Here is a 26,986-nt window from a genome sequence, read left to right on the forward strand (position 1 = left end):
TTGATAATGCTTAATGTAGGTTATGCGAAAAATGTGGAAAATTGGCGAAGCGTCAAAATTCAAGCAGATCGCAAGAGGATTCCATATTACTCACTGGGGGATTGTGCAACTTGACTCAACGGAAATTCGCATTTCTAGTGCATCCTAGAACCCGCGTCAGCGAGGATTTATCAAGGGCATGGAAGCCGTTCCGATATATACCGAACCGCGTTTTGGATTGGGGACTAAAGAGGCTGCCGGTACCCCCGCTTCATGTTGCGGACGTCTACCTGAGAGACCGGATGTCCGAACCCATCGGTTGGGTGCTGGCGGTACCGCTGAGCGCCAAACAAATGTTGGAATTGCCCCCGAAGAAGGTCGTCTCCAAGATTGAAGAAGCCATCAAAAAAGCGGCCGCATTGGGAGCGGATATTATCGGTCTGGGGGCGCTGACATCCCCAGTCACGATGGGCGGGCAAAAACTGCTGAAGCGCACCAACCTGTCGATCACGAACGGAAATGCGCTTACCGCGGTGATGACCTGCGAGGGCATCGTCCGTCTTATTGAACAATGCCCGACTCCTGCCCCTGCAATTGCAGTTATAGGAGCCTCGGGCAGCGTCGGCAGCTGCTTGGTAAGAATGATCGCGAGTAACCGGTTGACGGAGCATCTCATTCTAGTAGCCAGGAATATGAATCGGCTTAACAAACTCTCGGAGTCCATCAGACAAGACAATAGGGACATCGACGTACGAACATCCTACGACATGAATGTTGTGCGCGAAGCCGATATTGTCGTGCTGCTTACCAGCTCCAGCGACAACCTGCTTCAGCCGGAGCATCTCAAAGAAGGCGCGTTGGTACTGGACGACACGCAACCTCGAAATACAGACTCGACGCTGCTGTCTCGCCGTCCGGATATTACGATCGTTGACGGGGCTATGGTAGATATCAACGGAATCGTCATTAATGGCGATATCAACGTTCCAAGCGGATTAGCTTACGCCTGCCTCGCCGAGACGATGCTGCTTGCGCTTGAGGGTCACCCCGCACACTTTTCGATCGGCAACCCAACCTTGGAACAAGCGAACTATATTGGAACCTTAGCGCAAAAATACCGCCGATACGGGTTCTCATTGGCGCCGTTTCATTCATTCGGGAAGAAGCTGCCCCATGACAATCCGACATACGAGGTGAAAGGATGATTCGAGTCGTCATACTCGGAGGCGGATACGTATCGGTATGGGCATGCCGGTCCATCCTTCGAAAAATCAACCGACAAGTGCGCAAGGGAGAAGTCCAAATTACCGTGATCAGCACCGAGAACTATCACGCTTACCACGGATGGAGCGGAGAAGTGCTTGGCGGCATTATCCCGTTGCAGCACCAACGCTCCTCGCTCAGAAATCTTCTTCCTCATGTCCGCTTCATACGGGGAGAGGTGGCGGAGGTCGATCTGGAGGCAAGCGAGTTGACCGTAAGGATTAACGGCGAAGCAAGTCGCTCGGTAATCGTGTCCTACGATCATCTGTTGTTCGGATTAGGCTCGCGGAGTTATGACGAACGAATAAGCGGTTCGGCCGACAACGGGTTCCGGCTGAAAGACCCGAGGGAATTGCTCAAACTTCGAAATCATCTCATCGATGTCATGGAGCAAGCCGAAGCCGAGGAGGACGAACGGATCATCGACCAATGGCTGACGGTCGTTGTGGCCGGAGGCGGATTCGAAGGGGTCGAAATATGCGCGGCGATCTCAGAACTGTTTCAGAAGTCTAAGAAGCATTATTCGGTACTAAGGAGCCATCAACCGCGTATTGTCTTGGTGCATGCGGGGACCGCGCTTCTCCCGCAGTTTCGGCCGCACTTCAATAAATTGGCGGACTACGCCACCGCGCAGCTTAGACAATACGGCGTTGAAATTCGATTCCAGGAAGCGGTTGAAGCGATCGAGCCTGAAGGCGCGCGATTCTCGACCGGCGAGATCATTGCCAGCCGGACGGTAATTGCGGCGGTCGGGCAGAAGCTTGCGCCATTGAGAGGTTCCGAAAGCCTGCCGCGCGACAAAGACGGCCGACTGCTGACAGACTCCTCCCTGCATATCGTCGGCAGCAGTAAGCTGTGGGCTGGGGGCGATATCGCCAATGTCAAGCACTATCGGACAGGTAAAACGTGTCCGCCGAATGCGTTATGGGCCATCTATCACGGCAAACGCACAGGCGACAATATTGCCCGATCCATCCTAGGCAAACCGCTGCGCCCTTTCCGCTATCCAGGACTCGGTCAAGCCGCGAGCATGGGAGTCGGCAAGGGGATCGGCGAACTCTACGGCATTCAGTTAAGAGGCTGGTTTCCTTGGCTTCTGCGTTTGTTCTTCTTCCTTCGTTTCATGCCGTCAAGGCGGCAAATGCTCCGCATCTTCATGGATTGGATGCTGCACCCGTTCGGAGGCCACGATCTGTCATCGATCGATTATGAGCAAGTCGTAAGGAAAGAAGCCTCGAATTCGATTGCCAATAGAAGGGAAGAATTAGTGGATGTTTAAAGCGTTAGGCTCTCTTGCAGCCAAGTATCCTAGAATCGTCGTCAGCATTTGGATCGCTATTCTGCTCGGATCGGTATTCCTCAGTCCCAAATTGGAGCAACAACTGTCCATCAGCGCATTTAACAACATGAACAGCGAATCGACAGACGCACGGGCAGACATCAAGACGCAATTCAACGACCAATCTCCGCAGAAGCTGATTTTACTCGTAGAGAGCGGCGATATTCGCCCTTCCGATCCCGCGTTCAAGCAGTACATTCTGTCATTAGAAAACGAGATGAAGAACAATCCGGCGGTCAGCACAATCGAAAGCGCCTTTTCGTCCGACAACCCCGCATTATTAATTGCCGACACGAATGCCGCGATCATCAACGTCAACATGACCTCCGACGATTCAACGACCATGCGTTACGTAGAAGTGATTAAGCGTGACATTATTCCAAAGCTGCCCGATTCGAACGACTTTACCGTCCAGATCACCGGCGCACCGGGAATTGCTTATGATTTGAATACGATAGGCAAACAGAACGTTACGAAGGTAGAGAGCATCGCGCTCCCGATTGTCTTTCTTCTTCTTGTCCTTGTGTTCCGGTCTTTAGTCGCCGCATTCATCCCTCTTATCATCGGTATATTCACCATCCTCGTCGCGACGGCCGGATCTTACCTCGTAGCCGTGAATATGCCGTTATATATTCTCATCACGAATATCATCACGATGCTCGGCCTCGGCGTGGCGATCGATTATGCCCTGTTCGTCACCCAGCGCTTCCGCGAAGAGCTGTCCATTCATTCCGACAAACGGGTTGCAGCGGTGAACGCGATAGGCACGACGGGACGGTCCGTCTTCTTCGCAGGAATAACCGTGGCGATCAGCCTCTCCTCCCTGCTGGTGCCGAACTCCATGCTGGCGCGTTCGATCGCGGTCGGCGGTATTCTCGTTACGGTCGTCTCGCTCCTCTTGGCGCTGACTCTTCTTCCGGCGATGTTGGTGTTGTTAGGGAAGAAGATCGATTTGCTGAAAATCAAACTGCCGAATTTGAAGAAGCAAGCCGCCAACCCAAATGCGTTCGTAAAAAAGCTGATGACCTATCCGATCAGATTCCTGCTCATCGGTATCGTGCTCACGGGCTTGTTCGCCCCTTCGGTATTCGATATTGAAATTCACGAACCTGCCGGCGCTTACACGGAGCTGCCCAAGAGCAGCGAGGCAAGGCAGGCGATGGAGAAGATCGTTGACCACGCCGGCGTAGGCAACATTTTCCCCATTCAGGTGCTGATCCGAAACGAAGATCGTACGATGTACGAGAAGGAAAGTCTCGCCGAGCTTGAACGAATAAGCCGAAGCATCGGGCAGCTTGATCACGTCGAGAACGTCATCAGTCTAACAACTGTCAATAGCGCAAGCGCTGCAACGACGGACCAACTGTATGACCTGTACATACAGAGAGACGGTTTTCCCTCGGATGCGCAACAACAGCTGCAGACGCTCGTAAGCAAAGACGAACGCGCTTCGATCGTATACGTTATTCCAGAGGCGTCTCCCGGTTCGCCGGAAACGCGGGAGCTCGTTCATCGGCTTCGCGACGATCTATCCAAGCTAATGAGTCCGGGGTACACGATGGATGTCACCGGCGATACGGCCATCGGTTTAGACTTCGACGCGCAGTTCATTCGTAACATTCCAATGATTCTCGCCATAAGCATTTTCCTTACCTTTGTCCTATTGCTGATTACGTTCCGATCCGTCATCTTGCCGATTAAGGCGATTGTTCTTAACCTGTTCGTCACCGTTAACACGCTTGGATTTCTAGTCCTCATGTTCCAGTACGCGCACATACCCGGAACCCATGAGGCAGCGCTCAATATTAATACGCCTGTCATCGTGTTTGCGCTGCTATTCGGATTAAGCATCGATTACCAGGTCATGCTCGTCTCGAGAATCAAAGAACACTACGATAAGTCCGGCAATAACGAAGCTGCGATCGTCCATGGCTATTCGAAAACGTCCGGGATGATTAACGGAGCGGCGGCGATTATGATTACGGTATTCGGTGCCTTCTACTTTGCGGACTTGCAAATCGTACGCGAAATCGGCGTGGGCTTGGCGTTAGCCATATTCATTGACGCTGTCATCGTTCGCACGATCGTCGTTCCGACATCCATGAAATTGCTCGGCAGATTGAACTGGTGGTTCCCGAAGTTCCGGCAGGGACAGAAACAGGCTCAGCTACTGGGTACCACTCCTCCGGAATAATAACGGAACAGTCTTTCACAAGGACGTTCTCGTCTACAGCAAACAGCGTTCCGGCACAATTGCCGGAACGTTTATTGCTCAACAATTGTATGACTCAACGGCTTGGCGCAGATGTCGTCAGGCTTTTTTGTATTGGAGCCCAAGGACGCGGTAAGCGTTTACACTTAGAATGAAAGAAGCAGGAGGTAAAGCCTCATGATTTCTGAAGATACCATACCTTTTCCTAGATATACGGATTTCATTGAGCACATCATACTAGTTAAACTAAATACCAGTAAGACCATTAATTAATGGGAGGAAATAAAATGAAAAAGCTTTTGGTGTTCGGATTAATTCTTGCCTTAACTGCAGTTTTATTTGGATGCAGCAATTCCAATGGCAACAACACTGCAAAAAACGAGGGTAGAATCGACAATACAGAATCATCCAAACCGGTTAAGCTGCAGCTTAGCATCTGGGGAGATGACAACAAGAAAAAATTTATTGAGGGAGTTATCAAAAAATTTACAGACAGCCACCCGAATATTCAGGTTGAGGTCCTACTAATTCCATTCAGCGACTATCAGCAAAAGATATCTATTATGACTGCATCCAAGACTGCCCCTGACATTATTGCTTTATTCGATCGAGCCATTCCGCAGTTTATTAAAGCGGATGAATTGATGGATATCTCTTCGTTGAAGAACGACAGCGAATACGATTATGCCGATCTATTCTCGACAAGTCTTGAAATTTACAGCAGAGGCGATCAGTTATACGGTATTCCATATACGAATCCGCCTACTGTATTGTTCTATAACAAAACCTTGTTTGAAGAAAAAGGAATGAAAACGCCTCTGGAATTGTACGCAGAAGGTAAATGGACATACGACGAATTTTATAAGACAGCTAAAGCGTTGACTGATCCTAAGAAAGGGATCTATGGAGCAAGACTGATGACGCCTGATTGGAAAAATTGGAGCGGTTCGTTGATGGGATTATTGTGGTCCTATGGAGCTGATATTTTCAATGAGGACGGAACGAAATTTGTACTGAATTCTAAAGAAGGCGAACAAGCCATTCAATTGTTTTACGATCTGATATTTAAAGACAATGTCCACATTAAACCAGGAGATCAATTATCCTTTGAAACAGGTAAAATTGCCATGTCCAATCAGGATTATAACTATGTAAATAATGCGATGAACATCAAGGATTTCGAATGGGATATTGCTCCTAAACCGACAGGACCTCAGGCTGATGCACCAACACCTGTTGGTCTTGGAGGATACTCGGTTTGGAAAAATACGCAGCACCCTGAAGAAGCACTTGAGTTTATTAAATTTTTGACAAGTAAAGAAGCATCCCAATTACAGACAAATCTATTCATGCCTAACCGCAAATCGGTACTAATGTCTGATGAATTCTTAAATGGAAGATCGATGCCGTCTGCTGCGGGTATTCAAGCTGCGTTAATTGATAAGATGGATTCGGGCGTAAGAGTACTAGGATCTCATGAAAATTGGCAACAAATTGATGTGAAAATTCAGACAGTCCTCGATCTATTGTATACACAGAATAAAACGGTAAAAGAAGTACTTGAATTGATGGAAAAAGAAGTGGCACCGTTAGTTAAATAAAGATCGGATTTTAGTAGAAGGCTTCTCGCCAAGGAAAGCCTTCTACTAAAACAACTGAAAAAAAAGGTGGTGGAATGAAAATGAAAACAGAGAAATGGTATGGACTTATGTTTATTTCACCAATGGTTGTTGGTTATTGTGTTTTTCTATTAGGTCCAATGCTGATGGCATTTGCAATGAGCTTTACAGATTGGTCGTTAATAAGAGAGTTATCCTTTGTTGGCTTCGATAATTATCGGAAAGCGTTTACTGCCGATCCTGTATTTATGACAACGGTGAAGAACACCTTGTTATATTCAATTGGTTTTGTTCCGCCAGCGATATTGATTCCGTTAGGATTGGCCCTGATTTTGAAGGGGAAATTTTTCGGGGTAGGTTTTTTTCGAACGGCTGTATTCACACCTTATGTTATTCCCATTGTAGTGTGGGCGATTCTATGGAAATACATTTTGCAAACCGATAATGGTTTAATCAACAGTCTTCTTAATACTCTTGGCATTCAGGGTCCTGCTTGGCTCTACAATCTGTCTCTGGCTCTTCCGACGCTAATTGTAGTTAGCCTTCTGAAGGGGCTTGGAATGAATATGATTATCTTCATTACGGCATTAAATGATGTGCCTAAGACCTATTATGAAGCCGCAAAAATTGATGGGGTTTCAAAATGGAAAAATTTCATACACGTTACGCTGCCACTTATTTCACCGTCTATATTTCTGGTATCTATACTGACTCTGATCGGCTCCTTGAAAGTATTCGCACTCGTATATGTAATGACTGACGGCGGTCCTGGAACAAGCACATATGTATTTGTATATTACATTTATCAGCTGGCATTTAAAATTTATGAATTTGGATATGCATCCGCTATTGCCTTTATCCTTTTCGTTATCATATTGTCTTTGACACTGGTTCAATGGAGCGTAAGAAAAAGGTGGGTGCATTATGAACAATAATCGCTTAAATCGAACAATCCTGATTGTAAATAAATATATCATTTTGATAGTCATTTCCTCGATCATTCTTGTGCCGTTTATTTGGATGCTGTCCACCTCTCTAAAGACATTTTCAAATATATTTTTATTTCCACCGCAGTGGATACCTTCACCTATAGCTTGGGAAAATTACGTGACGCTCTTCCAGAAAAGTCCTTTTCATTTGTATATGTTCAATAGTTTTTATATAGCGGTGCTTGTCACTATTGGAGCTTGTCTATTTTCTTCTTTGGCAGGGTACGCTTTCGCTAAAATTAAATTCCCGTTTCGTAATGCTATATTCCTTATCCTGTTGAGCAGCATGATGATTCCCACAGAATCGACAGCCATTCCGTTATTTATCTGGTTCTCCAAAATAGGCTTTATCGATACCCATTTACCGCTTATATTCCCACCAATGCTCGGTGCGGCGGGAATGTTCGGGGTGTTCTTATTCAGACAATTTTATATCGCGTTGCCTAACGAACTGGATGAAGCCGCTAAAATAGACGGCTGTAACCCATGGATGACATACTGGCGCATTATATTGCCGATATCTACACCTACGTTTGCGACTCTGTCGATTTTCACCGTATTGAATACGTGGAATGATTTTTTTGAACCGTTGATTTATCTAAATTCAAGTAAGCTTTATACGATTCCCTTAGCACTTTCCTTGTTTACAACAGAAAGCGGCACAGAATGGCATCTTATTATGTCGGCCTCGGTTATTGCCTCTTTACCGTTATTAATCATATTTTTTCTGGCACAAAGAAAAATTATTGAGGGAATTGCTATAACGGGGTTGAAATAACGGGGGAAGTAAATACAATTCCAGTTGATCCGAGGAGTGAGTCGAGGATGAAAACGATGTTTAAACAAAAGGGATTAATCGTATCGTGCCAGGCTTTTGAAGGAGACCCTTTGTACGGCGATGGAGTTATGGCCAAGATGGCTAAAGCCGCGGAACAATCCGGTGCTGTGGGAATTCGAGCGTGCGGGGCAGACGATATATTGAGCATTAAAGAAACCGTAAACCTCCCGATTATTGGACTAACGAAGAGAAATGTGCCCGGGTCGCAAATCTATATTACACCGGAGTTAAGCGATGTGATGGAAATTTTAGCTGCTGGGGCGCATATTGTTGCGTTGGATATGACTGATCGGGAAGATCGGCTTCTACAGGTTGTTAAATGGATTGATTACATTCATACAAGAAATGCATGGGTAATGGCTGATATTTCTACCTACGATGAGGGGAGGAAAGCGGAGCAGCTTGGTGTTGATTTGATTTCTACAACATTGTCTGGGTATACCCCCTATAGTCCTCAACAGGTAAAGCCGGATATTGATTTGGTACAAAGGTTATCAGAGAGCTGCGCTATTCCTATTGTCGCTGAAGGTAGAATATCAAATCCTCACGAGGCAAAGGAAGCCATGGAAGCGGGAGCGGACTATGTCGTTGTCGGCAGCGCGATTACTAGACCCCAGCTGATCGTCAAGCAATTTGTGGATCAATTAATTACCGCGGAGTAATCGTCTCATAATCAACCGATGTAGATTGTACCTGATACAATGAGAGTATTAGCAATTCAAGCCTCACATTGCTTCTAAGATACCGACGGAATAAGTGGGTGACTTCTCATTGCTGCCAACTATTTTCATCTCTTTGCGGACTAAGTTTATTGTGATGTTCTTTGTACTAATTACGATCCCCTTCTTAATAAGCGGAGTATTTACCTATAAGCAATTTACAAGCTCCTCCGAGAATACGACTAAGTCGTATGCGCTTCAAATTATGAATCAAATCGTAATTAATTTGGACAACGATTTGAAAAGCATGGATAAGCTGATGATCGTCCCATTCTATGATGATAATGTAATGAGCATATTAAAGCATCATTCGGATAGCAACATTAGTAATCCTTACATTACGACAGGTGAATTTACAAAAATGAATTTGTTCATTTCCTCCTTGACCTATGATAAACCAGAAATAGAAGGATATTTTCTATTCACCGAGGATGGCGGATTGTTCAGCAATCTAATTGAGAATGTCCGGAACGACTGGCAGCCTGATCAGAATGAATGGATGGATTACGTAAAGGAAGCCGATGGTGGGATGGTCATCATTCCACCACACCAAGCTAGTTATTATATTTATAGACAAGAGATGGTTTTCTCTGTTGCTCGTTTAATTAAAGAGCCATTAACACATAGACCTTTAGGTGTTGTCAAAATTGATCTGACGAATAAATTGTTCGATCGAATATTGTCTACGGTAAGTTTAAGTGAAAACAGTAAATTCTTCGTGTCTGATCAGGATGGATACCCCTATTATCCGAGCTATCATAATGCGGATTTGCAATTGTTCGAATCGAATTCAAAACAAACGAAGTCCTATCATAAGATTTCATTGCAATCTTCGAACTCGAAGCTGCAAATTTTAGGCTTCTTATCCGTGTCAGACCTGCAACAGGATGCTAATCAGCTAGTTACCTATACATTACTAATATCGATTCTCTCGTTGTTCGTAGCTTGCGCGGTTGCAGTATTATCTTCCAATCGATTTATTAAACCGATACATCATCTGCAGAGTAAAATGAGAAACGTCGAAAAAGGATTATTCAGCGAACGGGCTACTGTGCAGACGAAGGATGAGATTGGTCAACTAACGAATGGATTCAATAATATGGTCCAAGAAATAAATAACTTAATCGAAGAGGTTTATGAAACAAAGGATAGAGAAAGAGAAGCGGAATTATCAACATTACAAAGCCAAATTAATCCCCATTTTCTATACAATACGTTGGAACTGATTAATATGATTGCCTTGCAGAAGCAACAATATATGATCAGCGATATCGTCTCAAGCTTAGGGAAGCTATTCCGCTATACGGTAGACAAAAAGGAGAAGCCGGTTTATTTAAAGGAAGAAGTGAGATTTGTAGAGGCCTATTTACAAATTCAATCTTTTCGATATGGAGATCGATTAGCTTACGAAGTCGATATCCCAATGGAATTGAACTATGTACTTGTACCTAAGTTGATTCTCCAGCCTTTAGTTGAGAACGCAATTGAGCATGGAATTTCTGAAGGCGAAGGTACAGTGAATGTAAAAGCGTTACAGCGTGGCGACGAATTATTTATTTCTATTCAGGATAGCGGCAAAGGCATGACGGTGGAGCAAATAGAGAGCTTGGAACAGACCATATTTGCCAAGAAGGACACTTTCTCCGAAAGGGAGCATTTTGGAAGAGAAAGGAAAGGTTATGCCTTACGTAATCTTCATCAGCGGCTAAGATTATTGTATGGGGATTCCTATGGGATAAATATTGATAAATCGTTGAAAACAGGGTGTGTAATGACTATTAACCTCCCTATACAAGTGGAAGAAATAAGTTAGCATCCTAGAGCAGAGGGGAGGAGGTTAATATTTTTAATGTATTGCTGGTTGAAGATGAAACCATAATTCGCCAAGGATTAAAAACATTTATAGAAGATATGATACAAGGCTTCCGTGTCATAGGGGAAGAAAATAATGGGAGGGATGCTTTGCTCTTTCTGCAAAGAGAAATCCCGCATTTAATTGTGACGGATATCCGGATGCCCGAGATGGGCGGAATCGAATTTATTCGACGTGTACGGGATCAATTACCGCACATTCCCATTGTCATCTTAAGCGGATATGATGAGTTTTCTTATGCGCGAGATGCCTTGCGTTTCGGGGCGATTGATTATTTATTAAAGCCGATCAATCGTGTGGAGTTTCTTAAATGCTTGAAAAAAATAGAGGCTGCCTATTTAGCTGAGAAGGTGCAGGATTCGGAAAAAGCCTTCGTAAATGAAAGTAATCCCGTCATTCAAAGAATCAAAAAAATAATTGAACAGAATTTGGAAAAAGAACTATCTCTTCAGTATGTCTCTGAGCAGGTGCATATGAACTACAATTATTTATCTTCTTTATTTCGCTCGGAAACTGGCATTTCTTTCTCTGATTATTTGATGGAAGCGCGAATTGAGAAAGCAAAAACCACGTTGAAAAATACGAATTTGAAGGTATATGAAATAGCAGAAATGTGTGGATATACGAGTCCTAAGCATTTTATGTCGGTATTCAGAAAGAAAATTGGATGTACGCCATCCGAATATAGAGAGAGGTGTACGTAATTGAAAGATATTCATATTTCAACGGGCGATTATTCCATTATTATTATTCCCGATACACAAATAGTTACCAAGTATCATCCGGAAATGCTTCTACCCATGACGAAATGGATTGTCAGTCAGGCCGAGCGGCTTAATCTGAAGATGGTTTTACATATAGGCGATGTGGTCGATGAAGGAGCAACGAATGAGCTTCAATTTCAACAATCCTTTGCCGCGCTGCAGGTGATTGATCAAGCGGATATTCCTCTTCTCATTTGCCCAGGCAATCATGACTATGATAATTTGTTAGATCAGGATAGAAGCTTAAGGATGTTTAACACCTATTTTGGGATGGAAAGATATAAGAATAAAAAATGGTTTAGTGGCGTATTCGAACAAGGTAAAGTGGAGAATTGCTATGCTAAGCTGGAGATCAATAACCAGAACTATTTATTTCTATCCCTCGAATTTGGTCCAAGAGACGAGGTATTGTTGTGGGTGGATCAGATCCTCGCAGAGCATGCAGATTATGAAGTTATTATTATTACTCATTCCTACATGTACATTAACGGTCAGCGGACTAAGCCTGGCGATACCTATAATCCCAAATTATATTCAGGAGCTGAGGGGGCTAACGACGGAGAAGACATGTGGCAGAAGTGTTTCCGCAAGCATGCTAATATCTCAGCGATATATTCTGGACATCATGTGCCCGAGCATGTTAGTTCGCGCACCGATCTAGGCAACCATAATAACCTTGTATTCCAGTCGTTTCAGAATTGGCAGGAAGATAAGCACGGCGGAGAAGGACGTATCCGCATTGCCGTCCATCGAATGATTGAACAGAAAGTAGACCATTATGTTTTTAATCCGATATCGGCATCCTACGAAACGAATCCGGGTTATGAGGTGAGCTACTCCAAATGAGAACTTCCGGCATGTCATTTTTTTTCTGACAACATCGGGCAGATTCGCTCTTTCTTGAAAGGATGAAGCGTGTGGAAGCCATTTATTCGTGGTTCGAGCGATATTTACTAGACGATTCCGAGATGTACCTTCGAATATTGCTAAGTGCCGTCCTTGGTTTCATTATTGGCTGGGATCGAGAATCGAAAAGCAAACCAGCGGGTATTAAAACCTATATGTTTGTCTGTGTAGCCAGTTGTCTAATTACACTTATCTCCATTTATAGTGTAGATAAATTCAGCTCGTTGAACAATCGCACTATGATGGACCCGTTGCGCCTTGCTGCTCAAATCGTAACGGGTCTTGGGTTTCTAGGAGCAGGGGTTATTCTCAAAAATGGCCTTGAGGTCAAAGGATTAACCTCAGCCGCTATGGTTCTATTTGTCGGAGGTATCGGTATTGGGATTGGTGCTGGATTTTACGCTTTAATCGTATTTGCCGTATTGGTATCGATGGTTATGGTCAGAATCGGGAATGCAATTGAACAATCTAAGTTTGTACGTGCAAAGGGCAAGCCTGAGTAAGCCGATATCAAAAAAATTTTGATCCCATCAGCGTGTCCCACCAATTGGACATTCTAACGGAATTGCCGGTAGAAAAAATAAAAAATAGTGCCAGAACGCAGCAGCAATGACTTCGACAGAATAACAGGTCGAAGTTTTTGCTGCTGTTTTCTTTTCGGTCGCTCCAGCCTGCAGGAGATCGAAACAAGGTGTGTAAATAAGCGTTGGCACTTCGAATGCTCAGGGGAAAGCGGGTAAGCCCGAGTATCGACATGGCTCTATCCAGCGGATATTATGATCATTCCCATTTGTATCGGGAGTTCCACAAGTATGCCAATATGACCGCGGTTGAACTGTTTCGCAGGCAAAATATTACTTGAGAATCATGTTCCCCTATAGGCGCAAGTCTGGATGGTAAGCAGACCGTATAGAGGATATTCAAACTGAACAATCGACACATGTGGAGTGCTTAATATTGATGATTCTGAAACAATAATTGAGATGTGACGGTGCGGCTCAAAGGCATTGATTGTAATGATATGATCGTATACGCTTAGACACTGCTATTAAGCGAACGGGCAGTTTAGCGGAACAAAATGGTTAGATAGTTCTCAAACATAATATTAAATCCATGGTATGATGTGGGAAATGGCTCAAGATTAGGTGAGCGGATTTTCTATTTTTGCGAAGGATGCGATAAAGGGAAATGGAAAATTCGAATCAATGGGATGCAGAATGGGAAGTATCAGAAGAATTGGCTTATAAATTAATAAGCAGTCAGTTTCCGCAGTTAGCTACAAAAAGCGTAAAAAAACTAGGACATGGCTGGGATAACACTGTTTTTCTTGTCGGGGCCGAATATGCATTTCGCTTTCCAAGAAGAGAAGTTGCAATTAATTCTTTAAGGATGGAAGGAAAGATACTGCCTAAGCTTAAAGATTATTTTTCCATTGCATATTCGATACCGCTATTTTTTGGAGAAGGGGATTATAATTATCCTGCACCCTTCCTAGGCTACCCCTATTTATTCGGAGAGTTTCCAATCGGATTAACTGACAAGCAACGAGCGCTATCAGCAACAACGCTCGCGCAATTTTTAAAAAGCTTACATGCATTCCCTGTGCAAATTGCCCAAGAAAATGGAGTTCAAAATGACCATAGAAATCTGACTGATATTGCGATGCGTAAGGAGAAGATACATAAATTCATTTCCGATCTTGCCCGTCATTTCAGTGAAGAAGAGTATCATCATGCAATATCAAATTATTTGGAACAGCTCAGAACTGAAAGAGTGAATCAAAAGTATGTATTCCTTCATGGTGACCTTCATTTTAAAAATATACTGGTAGATGAGAATGGGAGAGTTTCAGGGATTATCGACTGGGGAGATATCAATATAGGACATCCTGCTTGTGATTTGAATGTTGTGTATAGCTTTTTACCTCCGGATGCGCGTTCTGACTTTTTCAAAGAATATGGGGATGTAGATGAAGAAACGAAGATCTTATCTCGATTAATTGCCATATATATTCCCATTTTGATAATGATGCAGGCAATTGATGATAAAGATGAAAGGTTGGTTGATGAAGCAAAAGCGAACATAAAACGTGCTCTTTCAGATTAAGAAATGTCATTCCGCTAACGGGGAACGAAAGTTGAAGAAATCGCCTTATCATAGGTGATCTTTTTCTTTATTTATCAAAAAAAATTTACGATAATAGTGCCTTGATTCATCGCAATATTACATACTCCAGTCATGTGGGGTCGGTCATATTGATGGTTCGAAAATGAGATGTGGCAGATTCGCTCAAATGCAATGTTGATGAAGGTTTAGTAGACTTACCTCAGCTGAGAGAGCGCTTCGCTGGTAGCGATGAGGTCAGCGGTTCGATCCCTCTAAGGTCCACCATACACGATAAACGCACGCAGTCCGTCGGGGCTGCGTTTTTCAAAATTGGGGCGTCCCGTGCGTAGGGAGTGCTGAGAAACTTCAACGAATTGTCATCAACGAAATATCTGGATTGTCAACATAATAAGGAACTCAGGAGTGTATCAACACTACTAGGCTCAGAATAAAGGAATACAGTTGATTAGCAAACACTTAAAGTGTTTGTTAGAATTTAATTATAGTGTTAATCAAAGGTGAGGGTTATGTTATGCCAAAAAATGATAATATGCTAACCATTCTATGGATGTTGAATTCGGGAGAGAAATTGACTGCGAAGCAAATATCGGAAAAGTTGGAGATAAATATAAGAACAGTTTATCGGTATATGGATGCATTATGTGCCAGTGGCGTCCCTATCATATCCGACACCGGGCACAATGGCGGGTATAGCTTGCTGCACAATTTTATCAAATCTCCTCTGTTATTTAGTATGGATGAAAAAAAGACATTGCTTCATGCTGCCCTATTTGCAAAAGAAGCCGGGTATCCTTTGAGTGAGGCATTAGAAAATGCAACATCCAAGTTGAAAATGTATTCGAATCAGGAGCAGGAAAGGTTACTAAGCCATCATTTAGCCGGATTTGAAGTAATAAACCGCAGGGGATATCCCGCTGTACAGCCGGTATTGCAGGAATTGGAGCACGCTGTAGCAAATGAATGGTCTGTAGAAATTTCTTATCGTAACAGTCATGAAGAGCAGTCCCCCTATAGGGTAATAGACCCCTATGGCGTGGTTAATTGGAACAATAAGTGGTACACCATTGCATTCTGCCACCTGCGGAATGAGATCCGCAGCTTTCGGGTAGAACGAATTCTGAGCATCACAAGCACGCCATTCTCATTTAGGCGTCCCAATGAATTTTCAGCGCGTACTTTTTTTATGAATAATCTGTTACCAGATGTAGCAGGTAAATCTGGATACATTTCTTTAATTATTAGTGGCAAGGCAGAGGCGTTGGATGATCTATGCATACATTGGTTTTTGGAGCATCATTTGCAGGAGCGGACATCGACGCAAGCCATTTTTTTACTTGAGGAAGAAGCACTGTATACACATGTTCCGTTAATCATTCTTCCTTATGGGAAATCCATTAGAGTTATAGAGCCACAGAATCTAAAGAATAGACTTGTGGCGGTTGCTTCAGAGTTAATGGAATATTATCAAGTTTAACAGCTTCACTGACAGCAAGTTGTCAGTGAAGTTGTTTTATTATAAGGATAACCACTCATTACAGATGAATGGTTGCTGTTACCTAATAAACTTGATGAGGAGCACTTAGAAATGAATAATACCGTATATCTTTATGTGTTTGATACCATGTCCGATTGGGAAATAGGTTATTTAGCCGCCGAACTGAACTCTGGAAGATACTTCAGACAGGGGCTGGCTCCTGCCAAAATAGTCACCGTTGGGATAGAAAAGACTCCAGTAACTACAATGGGCGGATTGAAAATAATGCCTGACATCAAAGTGGATGAGTGCAGCATTAAAAGCGTAGATGCACTGATTTTACCTGGTGGAAATACATGGACAGAAGCTATTCACGTACCCATATTAAAAATGGCCGAGAGGTGTTTAAAGGAAGGGATAGTCGTTGGAGCAATTTGCGGCGCTACCTTAGGACTTGCTCAAGCAGGATTGCTGGATTCACATTGGCACACAAGCAATGATTTGGCCTACCTTAAAATGGTTTGCCCTTCTTACACGGGAGAAGAATATTACAACATAGAATCGGCTGTCACCGATGAGAGATTGATCACTGCATCCGGAGTAGCTCCATTAGAATTTTCTGTTCATGTTTTAAAAGCGCTAGATGTATTTTCTCCCAAAACATTAGACGCTTGGTATCGTCTTAATAAAACTCATGAACCTAAATACTTCCACGAGCTAATGAGTTCAATCCAATGACAGTTTAGGAATACAAGGCATGTGGAGTGCTGTGTGTCGCTCGAAAGGAAGTAACATTTCAGAGCTGCATTTACCTGCAAGTTGAAGCCCTGCCTCACACGGCACGGGCTTTTGTTGTAGTAGTCTTTTGTCAGGTAAGTCGAGATTACTGGGGAAAAGTAATATAATTTAGACATGGTTGTGCGGGCCATATAGAGTAGAGCATGGAGTGATTGGATGATGATGATTTTGTATGGGGCGGAGCATCACTTGCTGGTAATATCCAATACCATTGATGCGGAAAAACATTGGCATTCTTTTTTACAGGTGACCATTTCTTTGGAGGACGAATTTGAAATTGAAGTAGTGGGACAAAGCTTGAGTTGCTCCGGCATCATTATCAATTCCAACGTGGTTCATCGGCTAAAAGGAGCGGGACATCCTTTGATGCTTCTTCTGATGGACAGCACATCTGAGATGGCGGCAAGTTTTAAGCGTTATATAGAGGATCGGAAATATTATGCATTTCCGCCGGGGATGATGAAGACCATTCGCGAATTTGTGCAAAAAGAGTACCCTGGCGTTAAGGATACGGACAGCTATCTTTCTTTTCTGGGACAACTCATGAAGCTATTGGACGTGGAGCATGTAAATACTACTATTGTTGATCCGAGAGTAAGAGAGTTTATACAGCTAATTAAAGATTGCACCGACTCCGAACACTCCGTAAGTCTATACGCCAGGCAAATGGGTTTGTCCAACAGCAGATTGTCGCATCTCTTTAAAGAAAATACAGGAATATCGCTTAGCGGATACATGCTGCTGCACAAGCTTCAGAAGGCAACTTATTTTATTTTTAATGGGCTCAGCATTACGGATGCGGCTATGGCGGCGGGATTTGACAGTCCATCGCATTTAGCCGTCACCAGCAAGCGGCTGCTGGGAATGACGGCGAAGGATATTCGCAAAGATAGCGTCTTTTTGAAAGTTTCCTGCCTGCATTAACCGTACAATTGGCGCAGGAGGTGTTTCCAATGAGAGCATACTTGGAGGAAACTGAATTGCTGAACTATTCTCATCCACTGATCCGGCAAGTCATTCTCAGTCGCAAATGGAATCGTATGCCTAGGAAGGAACAGATTCTTGGCATTTATAACTACGTCCGTGACGAAATCCTGTTCGGCTATAACAGGGCGGATGATATTCCGGCATCGGAAGTATTTCAGAATGGCTATGGTCAGTGTAATACAAAAGGTGTGCTTTTTATGGCGTTGCTAAGGGCCATGGGAGTGCCTTGCCGTGTGCATGGATTTGCTATTGATAAAAAGCTGCAAAAGGGAGCGATGAAAGGGTGGTATTACCAACTGTCGCCCGGGGAGATCGTTCACAGCTGGGTTGAAGTGCATTATGAAGGCAAGTGGTTGAATATTGAAGGGTTTATACTGGATATTCCCTACTTGACCAAGCTTCAGCAAAAATTCGGACAGTGTACGGGTTCATTTTTCGGCTACGGCGTTGCTACAGATAATTTTCAAAACCCGGATATTTATTGGAATGAAAACGATACCTACGTGCAAAAAGAAGGAATCGTTCGGGATTTTGGGATTTACGACAGTCCCGATGCATTCTTCTCCGTTCATCAACAAGGGCTCAGCCCGCTCAGGAAAACAATCTATAGCCGGGTCGTTCGGCATCTGATGAATCGGAATGTCAATCGCATAAGGCAAGGATAATTGGGTATTACAATTTCGGTTGCGCCAGCCTGTAGGAGATCGATCCAAGGTGTGCAAATAAGCGGAAACCGTGGCCTCGGAAGCTACAGTCCGAGAGGACGTTCGGTTGATTGGTGTAGTAGAGTTTCCATCGGGAAGCAGTAATCGGTTGGTGTCGACCTGCTAGAGGCAATAGCCCAGGCGAAGGCGCGAGAGCTTAATGTGCTTCGGGAGGAACATCCAGTTAACGTTCGTTGTACAAACTCACAAATGGTATTACTGTATCACGCTTGGTGATAAAACGACGAAGATGTCTTATATCTTCAAAAGAATTATCCCATATTCATTCGTAACAAAGTTCATGTCTGAATCCCGGGAGACCAGAGCAAGATTGTGTTTGATACCGCTTAGTACCTCACATTCCGTAATCGTTGAAAAGAATATTCGCCGTTTTTCTTCTTGGGCTTGTCGCACTAAGTTAAGGATAAAAACTCCCTTACAGACGTTGAAGCATCGCATTGATTTCCAGGTGCAAAAAATACCTACCCTTTCCAAAAAAATCAATCACACCTCACCGAGATGTGATTTTTTATTGCCCCGAGAGCCCCTAGATTGAGAAGCTGAAGTGTGATACATAATTCATAATAGAACCGGCGAAGCCAAGCCAAGCCAATCGCTAGTTACTACGACATCAGGAAGAGGTGGGCGAAGGTGGCGGATCAAAGCGTACTGCAGACGCTGCGTCTGAACTATTTGTTTTCGGAGAGATATAGCTTTCCGGTGAATTGGAAATACTTCGAATCGACGATTCCGTACGCGATGATTAGATTAATCTGCAAAGGTCAAGCGACGTTCGTCATCGACGATAGGGTCTATCGGCTGGAGAAGGACGATGTTGTCTATATTCCGCAGGGCTGCAAGCTGGCGTGCGAGGCGCATTCCGACGATTTTACGTTCATCAGCATCCGGTTTACGGCAGCGTTCCCGTCCAGCGACATCGATATGTGGTCCAAGCTGGTCGGCTACGACATGAAGATCCAATGCAAGGATCCTCAAATTCTGTATTACTTCAATTGCATTATTCGGGAAAAGGATTCCTCGAAGCAAGGGAAATTTCTGCTCCTTAGAGGGTACCTAGAGCTGATTTTGGCCTATTTGATCGATTCTTCGGAACAATCCGGCACGCCGACGATACGGACTCCGAGGTCCGTCCCGCAAGAAAACAAAAGCAACAACCGAGTCCAATGGATTGCCGATTACATGATTTCCCACTACGATAAGTCGCTTAGCATAGAGGAGCTTAGCAAGATGGCGAATATGAGCTCCGCAACGCTCAGGAGATTGTTCAAGCAGCATACGGGCAAGACGCCCAGCGATTTTCTGTTGGAGCTGCGGATGGCCGTCGCCGCCAAAAGAATCGTGGAAACCGACGAACGGATATCCGACATCGCGTATAAGGTCGGCATACAGGATCCTAATTATTTTACCCGCGTTTTTAAGAAAAATTTTGGGGTTACGCCCTACACTTACCGTGAACGTGTCAAGGGACTGTAAGGTCTCAATAGAAAGTGATCGATTTGTGCTAGTAATGATCGGATTGCTATGTTCAATCGAACCGAGATTGTCGTTATCATTATCTGTGTAAGCGTTAACGAAGTCCCAAGAAGCCAGTAATAGTGCGAAAAAACAGACAAAAAAGGGTGGGAGGAGGCAGGTCGATTTTTTTGCAAGAATATTGTCGAATTTTGTAAAATAGCATTTTTCGGTAGGATGATTGATCTGCATCTGTTTGATTTGTACGAATCCAAAACAGAAAGAGGTCGTAACGAATGAAAAGAAAATGGACGGCACTAATGATTGCTCTGCTGACGACGTTCGTCGTCGCATGCGGGAATAACGGAGACAGCAACGCCGGCGAACAGACCCCGGTCAGCTCGGGTTCGGAAGCAAGCAAGGAGCTGAAAGGCGAAATCGTATTATGGCATTCCTTCACGCAAGGTCCGCGGAACGACTTCATGAAGCAAGCGGCGGATGACTTTATGGCCGCACATCCCGGCGTCAAGATTACGATCGAGACGTTCGCATGGTCGGAATTCTATACGAAGTGGACGACGGGACTGTTGGCAGGACAAGTGCCGGACATCAGCACAGCGCTCCCGAACCATGTCGTAGAGATGCTGGATGCGGATGCAATCGTTCCGCTCGACGACGTGATCGACCATGTCGGAAGAGACCGCTTCTACGAAGCGCCGTTGAAGGAAGGCACGCTTGACGGCAAAGCTTATTCGATTCCGCTTTATTCCCACGCGCAAGTCATGTGGTACCGCAAGGACCTATTGGAAAAGGCTGGCTTGCAGGTTCCGAAAACCTGGGCTGAACTGAAAGAGGCGGCGGTGAAGCTGAACAGCCCGCCGAACGTATACGGCCTGTCCGTACCTATGGGGAACGGCGATATGCTGGCCACGCGATTCTTGAACTTCTATGTCCGCTCTGCCGGGGAAACGCTGATTACGAAGGATGGAAAAGCGAACCTGACAAGCCAAGCGGCTATTGACGGCATCAAGTATTGGACGGATTTGTACAAGTCCGTATCGCCGAATGGCTCCATTAATTTCAAGACGCTTGACCAGTCGACGTTGTTCTACCAAGGCAAGACGGCATTCGACTTCAATAGCGGCTTCCATATCGGAGGCGTGGAGACGAACTCGCCTGCGCTGCTCGATCAGATCGGTGCGGCTCCGATTCCGAAAATAAACGCGGACGATCCCGACCGAGGCATCGAGACGTCCAACATTCCGATGGTCGTATGGAAGAAAAGCAAGCATCCCGAGATCGCGAAAGCGTTCTTGGAAAGCCTCTACGAGAAAGAACGGTATATTAAATTCCTTCATTCGGTGCCTGCAGGAATGCTGCCGGCCATGAAAGACATCGCGGAGGATCCGGCGTTTCTGGACAATCCGACGATCAAGAAATTCAACGATGCCGTAAAAGTCATCAGCGATGCAGTAGATAAAGGCACGGCTATCGGCATGGAGAACGGACCTACGCTTCAGGCGGGAATCATCACGAGCCAAAGCGTTATCGAAACGATGTTCCAGGATATCGTTTTGAAGAACGAGAAGGTGGAGGACGCTGCCGCCCGCGCCGAGAAGCAACTGAATGAACTGTTCCAGACAGCGAAATAAGCTTTTGCAGCATGTTGCATAACGGAATAACGGAGGATAGCTCTATCCTCCGTTTCCTCTCTGCACCGAAGGAAGGAGAGAGAGAATGAAAGGCACTGTCTTGAAGCTGAGACACATGAATCTAACCGGTTGGCTCTTCATATTGCCGGCGATTCTTGTTGTCGTCCTACTGTTGATCTACCCGATCATGTCCAGCATTTATTTCAGCTTCACGTCGAAACATCTGCTCAGAGCGAGCTTCAACTGGGTATGGTTCGATAATTTCAAATTCGTATTGACCAATCCGGATTTCTATATAGCATTCGGCAATTCGATCAAATGGACTTCGTTGTCCATCGCCGGACAGCTGCTGATGGGCTTCGCCCTGGCGCTTGCGCTGAACAAGATTCCGAAGTATTCCGGTTTGTTCCGAACGCTGCTTATCATTCCGTGGGCATTCCCGGCCATCGTCATCGCCTTCTCATGGAAGTGGATTTTCAACGACGTCTACGGCTTCGTGCCCAACTTGTTGACTACGATCGGCATTACCGACCATAATGTGAATTTTTTCGCGGATCCGAGCTTCGTATTCGGCGCGGCCTTATTCGTCAATATCTGGTTCGGCACTCCGTTATTCATGGTAAACATTCTGTCCGCCTTGAAGACGATTCCGATGGAGCAATACGAAGCAGCCGTCATGGACGGCGCGACGGCATGGCAGTCGTTCTGGTCGATTACGATCCGCCATATCCGGGGCGTTATCGGTCTGCTCCTGATTCTTCGCACGATCTGGATATTCAATAACTTTGACTTGCTTTATCTGATAACGGGCGGCGGTCCGTCGAACTTGACGACCACCCTGCCGATCTTCGCATACAAAGCGGGATGGGGAATGAAGCAGCTCGGCGTCGCGTCGGCGATTACGGTTATTCTGCTCGTATTCCTGCTGGCAATCTGCTTGCTATTGTTCAGGCTTCTTAACAAATGGGAGAGGGAGGATCACTAATGAGAACGGTAGGCAGCAGCAGATTCGGCATTAGTTTGCTCTATGTCTTTCTTGCGTTGGCATCCCTTGTCGCGGTCTTTCCCCTCTTGTGGATTTTACTCTCGTCGTTTAAGACGTCCGGCGAGATGGCAAGCCATCCGCTGGCCTTTTTTCCGGAAACGTGGACATTCGACTATTACAAGAGAGTGATGACGAACCTGAATTTCGGCACCAATATCAAAAACAGCCTCATCGTTTCTTTGTCGGCAACGGTGATTACGATCGTCATCTCGTCTCTTGGGGCATACGGCATCGTGAGGTTTTTCCCTCGTACGGGCAAGAAGATGACGAAACTTCTGATCACGACGTATATGTTCCCGCCGATTCTGCTTGCGGTTCCCTATACCATAATCATTATCAAGCTGGGACTGGCGAACAGCTTTACGGGACTTGTCATTACGTATTTGTCCTTCTCGGTTCCTTACGCGGTGTGGATGTTGATCGGATTTTTCCAAACCGTTCCGATGGAAATCGAGGAAGCGGCCAAGGTAGACGGAGCGGGTAAGCTGCGCGTGTTCCTTCAGGTCGTCCTTCCCGTCGTATCGCCGGGCATCGTGGCGACGGCTATCTATACTTTCATCAATGCTTGGAACGAGTTTCTGTTCGCGCTGCTGCTCATTAATACGTCATCGAAAATGCCGATATCCGTAGCCCTCTATTCTTTGACGGGCTCCGAGATTCTGGATTGGGGCGAAATGATGGCGGCGTCGGTGATTGTCATCCTGCCTTCCGTCATATTCTTCATGTTCATTCAGAAGAAAATCGCCGGCGGATTATCGGATGGCTCCGTGAAGTAATCCAAAATCAATATGATCGATCATGCATGGGGAGGAAAATCAGTCATGAAAACAACTAAATACGGAATCGTAGGCACAGGTTATTTCGGAGCGGGACTGGGCAGGCTGCTGCATGCCCAAGAAGGGGCAAAGGTTGTCGCGGTATACGACCCGGCTAATGCGGAACCCGTTGCCAAAGAGCTGAACTGCGACGTAGAGAAGAGCGTTGAGTCGTTGTGCCAAAGAGCGGATATCGACGCGGTTATCGTCGCTTCGCCGAACGGATACCATAAGCATCCCGTGCTTTGCGCGGCGGAGAACGGCAAGCATGTGTTTTGCGAGAAGCCGATTGCCCTCTCTTACGAAGATTGCAATGAGATGATTACGAGAACGAAAGAGAAAGGTCTCATCTTCATGGCCGGTCATGTCATGAACTTCATGGATGGCGTCCGCACGGCCAAGAGGCTTATTAATGAAGGCCGAATCGGCGATTTGTTGTTCTGCCACGCGGAGAGAAACGGCTGGGAAGAGCCGCAGTCCGAGGTGAGCTGGAAGAAGCTGCGCCATATTTCGGGAGGCCATCTCTACCACCATATTCACGAGCTGGACTTTATTCAGTTCCTGATGGGACCGGCGGAACGGGTCAGCATGATCGGCGGCAACGTTGCTCATCAAGGCGAGCGGTACGGCGACGAAGACGATATGCTGTTCATCTCGCTGGAGTTTCCGAACAAGCGATTTGCGACGTTGCAATACGGCTCGGCATTCCGCTGGAGCGACCACAACGTGAAGATTCAAGGCACGAAGGGCGCTATTCTGATCGATATGCAGGACGTTAAAGTCGTATTGAAAACGCCGGAGGGCGAGGAACGGTTCCTGCTGCATGAAAGCAAAGAAGTGGACGAGGATCGCACCCGCATCTACAAAGGACTGGAGATGGACGGCGCTATCATGTACGGCAAACCTAGCGCGAAGCCGCCGCTCTGGCTGCAAGGCATCATGAAGAAGGAAATGGTCTACTTCCACGGCATTATGCAAGGCGCCGAGGCGGAAGAGGAATTCAAGCCGCTGCTCGACGGCACGGCCGCCAGAGCAGCCATCGCGACGGCGGACGCCCTCACAAGGTCGCTTCAGGAAGACCGCAAAGTAAGCATCAATGAGATTACGGAGAAGGAAGCCGTAGCTCGATGATTTACGACAAAATCGCGAATGCGGACTTGTATGCGTTCCGGCACGCCGGATTGTCTGGCGCAATGGAGGATTTGAAGATCAATCAGCTAGGGAATGCGGATTCGACGTTATTCCAGAAGAATACGTCTCAATTCGTAACCGTTCCGCTGAGCGAAAAGCAATATGAAGCACATAAGAAATATATCGATATCCATGTCGTACTGGAAGGCAAAGAGTACGTGGAGATTAGCCATATCGGTTGCATGACGAACGAAACGGCATACGACGAGACGCGGGACATTTGGTTCGGGGACGTCGCGGCGGAATCCAAGTTTCAAGGCCACTTGGAGCCCGGTTATTTTCTGGTCTGCTTTCCGGAAGATACGCATTTGGTAGGCGCCCATAAAGAAGAAGAGACCGACGTGAAAAAAATCGTATACAAAATAGCTTTGTAAAACGAAGAGGGCGCATCGTGAATATTCAAAATATTGAGAATATTTATTTGTGAGGCGGGATGCGCTTCCCTATTTTCTATAGAGATGGAGAACTGAACATATGACGGTATTGGCAGCATTCGAAGGAATTTATGTCGCGATGTATTCGGCTTATGACGACGACGGTAACATAGACCGCGATCGGGTGAAGAAATTAGCGCGCTACTATGCGGGCAAGGGCGTCAAGGGCTTGTACGTAGGAGGAAGCTCCGGAGAAGGCATGCTTCAGTCGGCCGAAGAGCGCAAGCTCGTATTGGAAGCCGTCATGGAGGAAGTTAAGGGAGAACTGACGGTCATCGTTCATGTCGGAGCCAACTCAACCCGCGAGAGTGTCGAGTTGTCGAAGCATGCGGAGCAGCAGGGTGCGGATGCCATATCGGCTGTCCCGTCGATCTATTACCGGCTGTCCGAAGCGGCGGTGGAGAACCATTGGCAGCACATGATCGACAGCACTCGGTTGCCGTTCATCATTTACAACATTCCTCAGACGACCGGCTTCGGGCTTAGTTATGATCTGTGCAGGAAGATGGCCAAGCAAGACAAGGTGATCGGCGTCAAAATGTCCGGAGAAAGCACGTTCGAGCTTCAGCAGTTCAAGGAAGCCGGCGGCGAAGATTTCCTCGTATTCAACGGTCCGGACGAGCAGTTCCTTGCCGGAAGAATGATGGGTGCGGCCGGCGGCATCGGCGGCACGTACGGCATCATGCCGGAGTTGTTCTTCGCGTTGAACGAGCTTTATTCGCAACGAAAGCTGGACGAAGCCCAATCGTTGCAATTCAAAATCAACGCCATCATCAAGAAGCTGCTAGGTTACCCGTCGCTCTACGGCGCTTGTAAGCATATTCTGAGCATACGAGGCATCGAGACGGGCCAGCCGCGCTTGCCGCTGCTTCCGGTACGGCCGGAGCACTACGAATCGCTTGCCGCTTTGAACGTAGAGATTGAAGAGGCGATCTCCAGCCTCCGTTAAGGATGCGGGGCCTCGCACGGAAAGGAGTCGGTCGGATGTTGGATCGAATCAGGGAAGGACTCGTCGTCTCTTGCCAGGCTCTGCCGCATGAGCCGCTCCATAGCCCATTCATTATGAGCAAGCTGGCTTTGGCGGCCGAGCAAGGTGGAGCGTTGGGCATAAGGGCGAATTCGAGAGACGATATTATCGCGATCAAGCAAGAGGTATCGCTTCCGGTCATCGGGATTGTCAAGCGGAACTATGTCGATTGCGACGTATTCATTACGGCAACGTTCAAGGAGCTGGACGAGCTGCTGGAGAGCGGTTGCGAAATGATCGCGATGGACGCTACGTCCAGGGAACGGCCGGGCGGCGTCAAGCTGAGCCAACTGATTGCGTATTGCCGGGAGATGAACCCGCACGTTCAGTTAATGGCGGATGTGTCTACCGTAGAGGAAGCGCTCGAAGCGGAGAAGCTTGGCTTCGACTGCGTATCGACGACACTGTACGGCTATACGCAGTATACGTCGGGGAGAAAGCTCTACGATGAGGATTTCAGCTTTCTGAAGGCCGTGCTGGAAGCGGTCCGCCTCCCCGTCATCGCGGAAGGCAACGTGATGACGCCGGAGATGTACAAACGATGTCTGACGCTTGGCGCCGCATCCGTCGTCGTAGGCGGAGCCATAACGCGGCCGTTGGAGATTACGAGACGATTCACGATCATAGCGTAAATGGTATTCTTAAGTTCCATTAGCGGTAGATGAAAATAGAGGGGCGAAAGCTCCTCTATTTTTTTGTTGTTCACGCAGCATGGGCGTAAGGCTTTTACTGTCTACGAATGTTTTTCCAAACACAAA

General features: G+C 46.1%; 24 protein-coding genes. All 24 read left to right on the plus strand.

All coding sequences use genetic code 11. From position 1 onward, the window contains the following. Window positions 1–110 precede the first annotated feature (110 nt). The 24 genes from D3H35_RS17025 (at window position 111) to D3H35_RS17145 (ending at window position 26,860) form a co-directional block, all read left to right on the plus strand. Window positions 111–1,184 (plus strand): NAD(P)-binding domain-containing protein, encoded by a 1,074-nt coding sequence (locus D3H35_RS17025; protein WP_158594152.1) that lies wholly within the window; start codon window positions 111–113, stop codon window positions 1,182–1,184. Beyond that, window positions 1,181–2,521 (plus strand): NAD(P)/FAD-dependent oxidoreductase, encoded by a 1,341-nt coding sequence (locus D3H35_RS17030; RefSeq protein WP_119150443.1) that lies wholly within the window; start codon window positions 1,181–1,183, stop codon window positions 2,519–2,521. Before D3H35_RS17025 ends, D3H35_RS17030 begins: the two co-directional genes overlap by 4 nt. Beyond that, complete coding sequence (locus tag D3H35_RS17035) at window positions 2,514–4,775, plus strand: MMPL family transporter (protein ID WP_119150444.1); 2,262 nt, start codon at window positions 2,514–2,516, stop codon at window positions 4,773–4,775. The genes D3H35_RS17030 and D3H35_RS17035 overlap by 8 nt, the downstream gene beginning before the upstream one ends. A gap of 305 nt (window positions 4,776–5,080) precedes the next feature. Beyond that, window positions 5,081–6,394: an ABC transporter substrate-binding protein gene (locus D3H35_RS17040; RefSeq protein ID WP_158594153.1), complete on the plus strand. Its 1,314-nt coding sequence runs from the start codon at window positions 5,081–5,083 to the stop codon at window positions 6,392–6,394. An 80-nt stretch (window positions 6,395–6,474) separates the two neighbouring features. Next, window positions 6,475–7,347 (plus strand): carbohydrate ABC transporter permease, encoded by an 873-nt coding sequence (locus D3H35_RS17045; protein WP_119151192.1) that lies wholly within the window; start codon window positions 6,475–6,477, stop codon window positions 7,345–7,347. Next, complete coding sequence (locus tag D3H35_RS17050; RefSeq protein ID WP_119150446.1) at window positions 7,337–8,179, plus strand: carbohydrate ABC transporter permease; 843 nt, start codon at window positions 7,337–7,339, stop codon at window positions 8,177–8,179. Before D3H35_RS17045 ends, D3H35_RS17050 begins: the two co-directional genes overlap by 11 nt. Window positions 8,180–8,226: 47 nt before the next feature. Continuing rightward, window positions 8,227–8,901, plus strand: a complete 675-nt coding sequence (locus D3H35_RS17055; RefSeq protein ID WP_233567970.1) for an N-acetylmannosamine-6-phosphate 2-epimerase — start codon at window positions 8,227–8,229, stop codon at window positions 8,899–8,901. Window positions 8,902–9,163: 262 nt separating this feature from the next. Further along, window positions 9,164–10,771: a cache domain-containing sensor histidine kinase gene (locus D3H35_RS17060; protein WP_158594154.1), complete on the plus strand. Its 1,608-nt coding sequence runs from the start codon at window positions 9,164–9,166 to the stop codon at window positions 10,769–10,771. Window positions 10,772–10,812: 41 nt separating this feature from the next. After that, the gene (locus D3H35_RS17065; protein ID WP_119150448.1) at window positions 10,813–11,535 is read left to right on the plus strand and encodes a response regulator transcription factor; all 723 of its coding nucleotides are present in this window, start codon (window positions 10,813–10,815) and stop codon (window positions 11,533–11,535) included. Next, on the plus strand, window positions 11,536–12,441 hold the full coding sequence (locus D3H35_RS17070; protein ID WP_119150449.1) for a metallophosphoesterase: 906 nt from the start codon (window positions 11,536–11,538) through the stop codon (window positions 12,439–12,441). 62 nt (window positions 12,442–12,503) lie between these two features. Next, entirely contained in the window at window positions 12,504–13,004 is a 501-nt protein-coding gene (locus D3H35_RS17075) for an MgtC/SapB family protein (protein WP_119150450.1), read from the plus strand. Between the two features lie 685 nt (window positions 13,005–13,689). Continuing rightward, entirely contained in the window at window positions 13,690–14,607 is a 918-nt protein-coding gene (locus tag D3H35_RS17080; RefSeq protein ID WP_119150451.1) for a phosphotransferase, read from the plus strand. Window positions 14,608–15,139: 532 nt separating this feature from the next. Further along, window positions 15,140–16,102 carry a helix-turn-helix transcriptional regulator gene (locus D3H35_RS17085; protein WP_119150452.1) on the plus strand — a complete coding sequence of 321 codons (963 nt, stop codon included), beginning with the start codon at window positions 15,140–15,142 and terminating at the stop codon, window positions 16,100–16,102. Between the two features lie 111 nt (window positions 16,103–16,213). Next, complete coding sequence (locus D3H35_RS17090; protein ID WP_119150453.1) at window positions 16,214–16,840, plus strand: type 1 glutamine amidotransferase family protein; 627 nt, start codon at window positions 16,214–16,216, stop codon at window positions 16,838–16,840. Between the two features lie 216 nt (window positions 16,841–17,056). Further along, on the plus strand, window positions 17,057–17,824 hold the full coding sequence (locus D3H35_RS17095) for a helix-turn-helix domain-containing protein (RefSeq protein ID WP_119150454.1): 768 nt from the start codon (window positions 17,057–17,059) through the stop codon (window positions 17,822–17,824). 29 nt (window positions 17,825–17,853) lie between these two features. After that, window positions 17,854–18,552: a transglutaminase-like domain-containing protein gene (locus D3H35_RS17100; protein ID WP_119150455.1), complete on the plus strand. Its 699-nt coding sequence runs from the start codon at window positions 17,854–17,856 to the stop codon at window positions 18,550–18,552. Between the two features lie 690 nt (window positions 18,553–19,242). Next, window positions 19,243–20,085 carry an AraC family transcriptional regulator gene (locus D3H35_RS17110; RefSeq protein ID WP_119150457.1) on the plus strand — a complete coding sequence of 281 codons (843 nt, stop codon included), beginning with the start codon at window positions 19,243–19,245 and terminating at the stop codon, window positions 20,083–20,085. A gap of 275 nt (window positions 20,086–20,360) precedes the next feature. Next, window positions 20,361–21,716 carry an ABC transporter substrate-binding protein gene (locus D3H35_RS17115; RefSeq protein ID WP_119150458.1) on the plus strand — a complete coding sequence of 452 codons (1,356 nt, stop codon included), beginning with the start codon at window positions 20,361–20,363 and terminating at the stop codon, window positions 21,714–21,716. 85 nt (window positions 21,717–21,801) lie between these two features. Beyond that, window positions 21,802–22,701 (plus strand): carbohydrate ABC transporter permease, encoded by a 900-nt coding sequence (locus tag D3H35_RS17120; protein WP_199728533.1) that lies wholly within the window; start codon window positions 21,802–21,804, stop codon window positions 22,699–22,701. Continuing rightward, window positions 22,701–23,537 (plus strand): carbohydrate ABC transporter permease, encoded by an 837-nt coding sequence (locus D3H35_RS17125; RefSeq protein WP_119150459.1) that lies wholly within the window; start codon window positions 22,701–22,703, stop codon window positions 23,535–23,537. The genes D3H35_RS17120 and D3H35_RS17125 overlap by 1 nt, the downstream gene beginning before the upstream one ends. Window positions 23,538–23,582: 45 nt before the next feature. Next, window positions 23,583–24,707, plus strand: coding sequence for a Gfo/Idh/MocA family protein (locus tag D3H35_RS17130; RefSeq protein ID WP_119150460.1), 1,125 nt, complete (start codon window positions 23,583–23,585; stop codon window positions 24,705–24,707). Next, on the plus strand, window positions 24,704–25,141 hold the full coding sequence (locus D3H35_RS17135; protein ID WP_119150461.1) for a YhcH/YjgK/YiaL family protein: 438 nt from the start codon (window positions 24,704–24,706) through the stop codon (window positions 25,139–25,141). Before D3H35_RS17130 ends, D3H35_RS17135 begins: the two co-directional genes overlap by 4 nt. A 100-nt stretch (window positions 25,142–25,241) precedes the next feature. Beyond that, the gene (locus D3H35_RS17140; protein ID WP_119150462.1) at window positions 25,242–26,150 is read left to right on the plus strand and encodes a dihydrodipicolinate synthase family protein; all 909 of its coding nucleotides are present in this window, start codon (window positions 25,242–25,244) and stop codon (window positions 26,148–26,150) included. A gap of 35 nt (window positions 26,151–26,185) precedes the next feature. Next, on the plus strand, window positions 26,186–26,860 hold the full coding sequence (locus D3H35_RS17145) for an N-acetylmannosamine-6-phosphate 2-epimerase (protein WP_119150463.1): 675 nt from the start codon (window positions 26,186–26,188) through the stop codon (window positions 26,858–26,860). Window positions 26,861–26,986 lie beyond the last annotated feature (126 nt).

It is taken from the genome of Cohnella faecalis (assembly GCF_003570905.1).
GTDB classification, from domain to species: Bacteria; Bacillota; Bacilli; order Paenibacillales; family Paenibacillaceae; genus Cohnella; species Cohnella faecalis.